The organism is Frankia sp. CgJB1, from assembly GCF_977947065.1.
In genome coordinates this window covers 1-6,513 of the sequence record NZ_CDWTNB010000210.1, presented here as the reverse complement: position 1 = coordinate 6,513, position 6,513 = coordinate 1, and the positions used below count along the sequence as shown (strand labels likewise).

Genomic DNA, 6,513 nt, shown 5'->3' with positions numbered 1-6,513 from the left:
GTTATTTCAATGCAAATCTAAAAACCTCCTCGAGGAGGATCGGGGCCGGCCCTTCCAGAATCTTGTCGTCCAGGAATCGTTGGCCGTCTGGACCGGGCTCTCCCTTGCGTTTCGTTGGGTAAACGGTCACCGTAACCGCGCATCCGCGCAACGCATCGAAACTTTGCGGATCATGGCCGAGCGCGAGGAGCCCGCCCAGCGATGGCACAAGCTGCTGGGTATCTAGCGCGCTCTTGACCAGCACGCCGCACCGATGGAGCAGATCATCGTCGTCCCGGCGTGCCAACGTCGGTCGGGACCGGCGAAGCTCCCGCAGAAAATCCGTGACGAGTTCGTCGTCCAGATCGACTCGTCTGGCTTCTTCGACGGGCTCCCGATCAAACGTCGGCTGGCCCCGGTTGATCAATAATTGGCTCACCTCGTACGACGAGAGCCGATGATCTCCATCCGAGATGCGGATATATGAACCGTTTGGCTGCCCCTTGCTCCGCAGGTAGCAGGGCTTGTCTGCTGCGTCGAGCTCCGGCACCTCGGTGACGACAAGGGTCCTGTCCTCGAACTGCGGCAGGCTGATCAGCGGCACGAGGGGTGGATGGAGGGCATCTCGACACAGTCCCGCGATGTCGGCGGAAAGCTTCGCGGCGTACTCGCAACCGGTGGTCGCGAACCCGCGTCCCTCGTCGAGGCCTAAGATCAGCGTGCCTCCGCCTGGAGTGTTTGCGAATGCGCACAGGGTCTGTGCGGTCTCATTGGGCAGTTTGTCGGTTGACGCCAGCTTGACCTCAAGTCCTGCGTCGTCGCGACCGATCCGGCGAAGCGGGGCAACCAACTCGGCCAGTTCTGCTGCCTGCATGTGTCAGCCTCCCAGTGAGCCTGACACAGCCTAGCATGATGTTGTGAGGCTGTAGAAGCCTTGTTAGGCTGTGTCAGGTACCCTGCATCCAGGCCCTGGGGGCAGGCGCCGGACCGGCTCTGCGTCCGTCTGTGGTTGGCGTTGGAGCGGCGGCTAGTGCCCATGACGTGCACGATCGACGGGGTCTGGCTTGCCGCCAAGGAGGTGTCGGCCATGGGCCTGCACCTGAGCCAGATCGCCGAGGAAGACGACCTGCTGACCAGCGATCCGTTGGCGCCGCTGATCGGGATGGTCCTGGACCAGCGGATGTCGGAAAGAACGAGCGGGACGGGCGGCTCCATGCCCGTCTGACCGCGTGGGGCCTGGCTCCGGCCCGCGCCTGCCGGAGCCAGAGATCACAGCGGCGACCGTGTCAGCTTCTCGGCGCGCACCGCGGGCATTGTGGTGTCGTACTCAACTCGGGTCGGAGGCGCCCTCACTGGCGGCGCGTTCGTAGGCGCGCAGGGTGCTGACGACCAGGTGGCGTTCGGCCGGGGTCAGCGGTTGGAGCGCCTCCCGCCAGGCGCGGGTGCCCGAGCCGAGCCATCCCTCGATCACGGGGCGGCCCGTGGCGGCGATACTGACGATCCGGCGTCGGCGATCGCCGGGATCCTCGTGCCTCTCGACGATCTTGGCGTGGTCCAGGTCGGCGACCATCAGGCTGACGGTCGTGGGCGCGACTTCCAGCCGTGTGGCCAGTGCGTTGACGGTGGTGGGGCCGTCAAGCAGCAGGTTAAGAGAGCAGGGACAGGTGCCGTGGGCCGAGCGCCAGGCCGGCGAGCTCGGCGGGCGGCGGCGTCCGTTTCGCCCGCCCGACCAGCTGCGGCATCAGTAGCAACAGCGCGCGGACAGCCTGGTCCACATCGAGCTCGTCCTCGCTCCGGCTTGACATGGTCCTCCTCGCCTCCTTTGCCTTTTTAACCAAAGATACTTTGCATCCAAAGGTAATCTCAGATGTAGCACCTGCGTGATCGGAGAGTCATGACCACCCTTGTCACAGGCGCCAGCGGGAACATCGGGTCGCGTCTGGTCGCCATGCTGGCCGGGTCGAGCCACCCAGTTCGTGGCTCGTCCCGTGATGCGACGAGCCTACGGCTGCCCGCCGGCGTCGAGCTGGCCGAACTCGACCTCGCCGACCCCGGGCCGTCGGCGGCGAAGGTGCTGCGAGGGGTCGAGACCGTCTTCCTCTATCCGGTGATCGGTACTGTCGAGGCCTTCGTGGCGGCGGCCGTGGACGCGGGCGTGCAATACGTGGTGTTGCTGTCCTCGCCGGCGGCCTACGAGGTCGGGGAGTTCGACCGGCCCATCGGGCAAATTCACCGCGGGATCGAGCGGGCCGTGGCCGAGTCGGGTCTCTCGCACACGGTGCTCTACCCGAGCTGGCTCGCGACCAATACCCGGCGCGACTGGGCAGATCAGATCCAGACCAGCGGACGGGTCGCGATGGCGTTCGCGGACGCCCCTGTCACGCCGATCCATCCCGACGACATCGCCGAGGTCGCCGCCCACCTCCTTACCCAGGAGACCTTCCGTTCCCGGATGCAGATCCTCACGGGACCGGAGCCGATGCGCCTGCGGGACGCGGTCGCGATCATCGGCGACGTGCTCGGTGCCGACGTCACCGTCGAGGACGTGACCCGGGAGGAGGCACTGGACCTCGACCAGGGCCGAATTCCCCGTCCGATCCTGGAAACGCTGCTCGACGTGGCCGCGGCGACCATCGGCCAGACCGCCCCCGTCACCAACACGGTCGAGCGGATCACCGGTCACCCGGCCCGGTCGTTGCGCTCCTGGCTCGAAGCCCACCGGAGCGCCTTCCAGCGCGGCTGACCCCTGCCTCGGGCCGAACTGCCCTGTTCGCCGTCGTGCGTCTGGGTCTGTCCGTGTCGACATTGTCGCGGGCGGGATGTCGTGTCATCGGCGGATGGGTTGCTGCTCCGAGACGGTTCGGGTGTCCGGGCTGGGTGGCGGCACTGGCGCCGTGACGAGCGCTGGCGGCGGGGCATGATCGCGAAGGTGCTGACGGATCTGGCGGTGAGCTTGGCGCTCGGTGGGGCTGCCTTGCCGACATCGCGCTGCTGCGCGGGCGTCCGCCCAGCGATGCGCTCACGTAGCCGTTCGGTCAGCGACTCACGACAGTACGGACGACGTCGACCGCGCTGTGCTGGCCAGCGGATCGACGGCTGGGCCTGTGGCTATCGTGATGACGGTGGGACTTCACTTGAGCCAGATCGACGAGGCTGACGAGCTGCTGACGAACGACCCGTTGGCGCTGTTGATCGGGATGGTGCTGGATCAGCCGGTTTCGGAAGGATGGAGCGGGACGGATCGTTTCGTGCCTGCTTGACCATGAAGCGTCGCGTGCCGCTCTGCGGCCGCCGGAGCAAAGAGCCGCCTGGTGCTTCGCCTCCTGCCCTCCGCTCAGCTCTGGGCGTCCAGCCTCAGCAGCGGGGCAAGGCGCTCGAGCTGGTCGACTGCTTGGGAGAGATCGGGGGCGAACGGGTTCACGAGTACGTGGTCGGCGCCGGCATCAATGTGGGCGATGAGCCTTGCCGCGACAGCGGTCTCGTCGCCCCAGGCGAGGACGTCGTCAATCAGGCTGTCGCCGCGTTCAGCCATGTCTGCCTCGCTGTAGCCGAGCCGGCGGTAGTTCCTGGTGTAGGGGGAGTCAGGGGCATCCACGCCGAGATCGAAGATGGTCCGCAGCCAGGTCCGGCCGGCCTGCGCATCGCGCTCAAGGATCATGGCCTGGTGCGGGATGACCAACGGGTCGGGGCCCAGCACGGCGGGGGCGGCCGCCGTGTGCGCCACCGGCTGCAGGAACGGGTGGACGCCGTCGGCGCGCTCGCGAGCCAGCCGGTGCACGCGCGGTCCGAGGGTGGCGAGGACGCGTGGGTATCGCGGAGCTGGCAGCTGCGGAAGGTGCGCAGCGGCCTCGTCCATCGCGTCGAGATAATCACGCAGGTGGGAAAGGGGTCGTTCGCCGGACTGGCCACCGAGGCCGAGGAGGAATCGCCCAGGATAGGCCTCGGCCAGTGTCGCGGCGCCGGTGTGCATCGCGCCCGAGGCGCGGGTGCTGATGTTCGCGATGCCCGTGCCAACGATGATCCGATCAGTTGAGGCAAGCATCAGCCCGTGCTGCGCAAACGCCTCGCGACCGGTGGCCGGTGCGCCTGGCGGCGTCTCCCCGCTCCACACCGACCCGTACCCCAGCCGCTCGATCCGGGCGAAATCCTGGTGCTGGGTGGCAACTGGACTACTCAGCAGGACGAACGGGGGAAGCCATACCCCGAACCGACCCAGGCGTCGGCGGACCTCCGAGATGCTCATTGCCGATCCCTTCTGTCGCTCCACCTGCCGGAGGTACCCTCCGGTCGCGTCGAACATACCGGAGGCTGCCTCCGGTAAGGTGTCTGGGGAGGAGGTAGCTTCCGTCTATGTGCTGCGAAGGGAAGGCGATCGGGCGGGGTGGCTGAGACGCGGCCCATGCGTGCGAATGCCAGAGCCAACCGCGAGAAGTTGCTGGCGCATGCGCGTGCCGCGTTCATCGAGCACGGCACCGGGGCCTCCCTGGAAGGAATCGCCCGCCAGGCCGAAGTCGGCATCGGGACGTTCTATCGCCACTTCCCGACGCGGGAGGCCCTGCTCGAAGCGGTGCTCCATGAGCGTTTCGATGATCTGACCGCGCGGGCGCGCGAACTCTCGGTAGATTCATCGCCGGGTCCAGCGCTGACGATCTGGCTACGAGAATTCATGGAGTTCACCGGCGCCTATCGAGGGCTCGCGGCCGCGCTCCTACGGACCCTGCGGGACACGTCGACCCCGCTTCACGCGGCCTGCGAGAGCATGCGCAAGGCTGGGACGTCTCTCTTGGCCCGCGCGCAGGAGGCTGGCGCGATGCGCGTGGATCTTGACGCCGTCGAACTGTTCACCGTGGTCAGTGGACTCGCGTGGGCGTGCGAGCAAACAGTGACCACAGTTCCTGGAACTGCGACGGCAGACCGCCTGCTGACCCTCGTGTTGGAGGGTCTTCACAGCCCTGGCGGGTCGGCAATTGACCACAGCTGATGCGGGGCGGACGCCGGTCGCCACCGGAGTAGCGGGCTGGGGCGCTACGGTGACGTCGTGGGGCTGCATCTGAGCCAGATCGACGAAGCGGACGAGTTGCTGACGAACGATCCGTTGGCGCGGCTCATTGGGATGGTGCTGGACCAGCCGGTCTCGGAAACATGGAGTGGGATGGGACGGTCTGCGTCCGCCTGATCGCGGACTGTCCATATTGCGGGTCCGGTCGTCCGGGTCGGTCGTCCACCCGTTCGCCATGCGGACAGGGTTCCCGTCGGGACGCGGGGGACGGAGGAAGCGGGGTCAAAGCCGCGAATGCCAGTCCGATGACGAAGCCTGCGACTTCCTCCAGCTGACGCGCGCGTTCCAATGATCACAGCACCGCTGATAGCCCTATCTGCCCCTACCGGTTCGACGACAACACCAGCAACGACTATCACCGCCTCGTCCTGCACCACGTGGCCGCCGGCAGCTATCCCGTCCTCGCGCACGTCGAAGGCGGTCACACCGACCCGCTGCCCACCTTCCCGATCGGAGTGTCGACCACCGTCGACGGAACCGACCTGATATTCGAACAGCCAGCAGTAGCCGCATGATTATCTGACCGGCGGCGCGACGGTGCCGCCGGGGTCCGCCCGTGCTAGCATTGCTATCAGGAGGTGGTCCCAATGGCGGCGGTCAGCATCCGAGACCTCGATGACGGTGTGCGGGAGCGACTGCGCATACGTGCGGCGCACCACGGCCGTTCGATGGAGGCCGAGATCCGTGCGATCCTCACCGAGGCGGTCAGCGAGCCCGAGGATGCTGCCGGTTTCGCTCAGACCCTGCTCGCCCGGTTCGGCGCGCTTGGTGGCGTCGACCTCCAGCTGCCAGCGCGGACACAGGCACCGCGGGCAGCGGACCTGTTCACGTGACCGGGTGCCACCCTCAGAATGATCGTTCTCGATACCAATGTCATCTCCGAGCTCATGCGCGCAGTACCAGCAGATCGCGTCGTAAGGTGGGTAACCAGCCGACCCGGTGACGCCTTGAACACGACCTCGATAAGCGTGGCCGAGGTCCGTTACGGCATCGTCCGACTGCCATCCGGTCGCCGCCGCGAGTTGCTGATGGCAGCCGCGGACGATGTCTTCTCGGCGTTCCAGGACAGAGTCCTGCCCTTCGACGTCACGGCGGCCCGCCACTACGCCAGCCTCGTGGTCGAGCGTGAACAAGCCGGGACTCCGATCAGCGGCTTCGACGCCCAGATCGCGGCTATCTGTCGATCCCGCATTGCCGTCCTGGCTACCCGCAACACCAGCGACTTCACCGGCCTGGGCTTGGAGCTGGTCAACCCCTGGGAGGCCGATGTACTGCCCGCCGAGTAGACCATCACCCGACGTCGCCCATGGCCAGCGGCACTACGAGGATCTGTGGTCTTTGCCGCCGCGTCGGTGGACGGGCGCTACGACGTCCTGGCGGTGCCGAGCGCTGTGTCCGTGCCGCCGTCTCCCAGCCGCCGATGTCGGCGCGCACCGCGTCGAGATGGCTGAGCGCGGCGTAGACCCCCTAGTTCT

Annotated in this window: 11 protein-coding genes; 7 read left to right on the top strand and 4 right to left on the bottom strand. The window is 67.0% G+C overall.

Annotation, left to right across the window (positions count from 1 at the left end; translation table 11 throughout):
- Position 1: 1 nt before the first annotated feature.
- Entirely contained in the window at positions 2-853 is an 852-nt protein-coding gene (locus AC08OT_RS18165) for an AlbA family DNA-binding domain-containing protein (protein WP_476596309.1), read from the bottom strand.
- 162 nt (positions 854-1,015) lie between these two features.
- Between AC08OT_RS18165 and AC08OT_RS18160 the strand changes: the two genes are divergently transcribed.
- Positions 1,016-1,204 carry a hypothetical protein gene (locus tag AC08OT_RS18160; protein WP_476594295.1) on the top strand — a complete coding sequence of 63 codons (189 nt, stop codon included), beginning with the start codon at positions 1,016-1,018 and terminating at the stop codon, positions 1,202-1,204.
- Positions 1,205-1,306: 102 nt separating this feature from the next.
- On the opposite strand, the gene AC08OT_RS18155 is transcribed toward AC08OT_RS18160, so the two are convergent.
- A complete protein-coding gene (locus AC08OT_RS18155) occupies positions 1,307-1,579 on the bottom strand; it encodes a MarR family winged helix-turn-helix transcriptional regulator (protein WP_476596310.1) in 273 nt (90 codons plus the stop codon).
- Between the two features lie 46 nt (positions 1,580-1,625).
- Complete coding sequence (locus AC08OT_RS18150) at positions 1,626-1,784, bottom strand: hypothetical protein (RefSeq protein WP_476594296.1); 159 nt, start codon at positions 1,782-1,784, stop codon at positions 1,626-1,628.
- A gap of 89 nt (positions 1,785-1,873) precedes the next feature.
- Here AC08OT_RS18150 and AC08OT_RS18145 point away from each other — a divergent pair, with 89 nt between their 5' ends.
- Complete coding sequence (locus tag AC08OT_RS18145; RefSeq protein ID WP_476594297.1) at positions 1,874-2,722, top strand: NAD(P)H-binding protein; 849 nt, start codon at positions 1,874-1,876, stop codon at positions 2,720-2,722.
- 361 nt (positions 2,723-3,083) lie between these two features.
- Positions 3,084-3,239 (top strand): hypothetical protein, encoded by a 156-nt coding sequence (locus AC08OT_RS18140; RefSeq protein ID WP_476596307.1) that lies wholly within the window; start codon positions 3,084-3,086, stop codon positions 3,237-3,239.
- A gap of 74 nt (positions 3,240-3,313) precedes the next feature.
- Here the strand turns inward: AC08OT_RS18140 and AC08OT_RS18135 are convergent, their stop codons facing one another.
- The gene (locus AC08OT_RS18135; protein WP_476594299.1) at positions 3,314-4,222 is read right to left on the bottom strand and encodes a TIGR03620 family F420-dependent LLM class oxidoreductase; all 909 of its coding nucleotides are present in this window, start codon (positions 4,220-4,222) and stop codon (positions 3,314-3,316) included.
- Between the two features lie 138 nt (positions 4,223-4,360).
- Here AC08OT_RS18135 and AC08OT_RS18130 point away from each other — a divergent pair, with 138 nt between their 5' ends.
- The 4 genes from AC08OT_RS18130 to AC08OT_RS18115 all read left to right on the top strand — a co-directional run bounded on the left by AC08OT_RS18130 (position 4,361) and on the right by AC08OT_RS18115 (position 6,324).
- Positions 4,361-4,960, top strand: a complete 600-nt coding sequence (locus AC08OT_RS18130) for a TetR/AcrR family transcriptional regulator (RefSeq protein WP_476603084.1) — start codon at positions 4,361-4,363, stop codon at positions 4,958-4,960.
- Between the two features lie 57 nt (positions 4,961-5,017).
- Positions 5,018-5,155 carry a hypothetical protein gene (locus AC08OT_RS18125; protein WP_476594301.1) on the top strand — a complete coding sequence of 46 codons (138 nt, stop codon included), beginning with the start codon at positions 5,018-5,020 and terminating at the stop codon, positions 5,153-5,155.
- A gap of 470 nt (positions 5,156-5,625) precedes the next feature.
- Positions 5,626-5,871, top strand: a complete 246-nt coding sequence (locus AC08OT_RS18120) for a FitA-like ribbon-helix-helix domain-containing protein (protein ID WP_462203318.1) — start codon at positions 5,626-5,628, stop codon at positions 5,869-5,871.
- Positions 5,872-5,889: 18 nt separating this feature from the next.
- Positions 5,890-6,324: a type II toxin-antitoxin system VapC family toxin gene (locus tag AC08OT_RS18115; protein WP_462187110.1), complete on the top strand. Its 435-nt coding sequence runs from the start codon at positions 5,890-5,892 to the stop codon at positions 6,322-6,324.
- Positions 6,325-6,513: the final 189 nt, after the last annotated feature.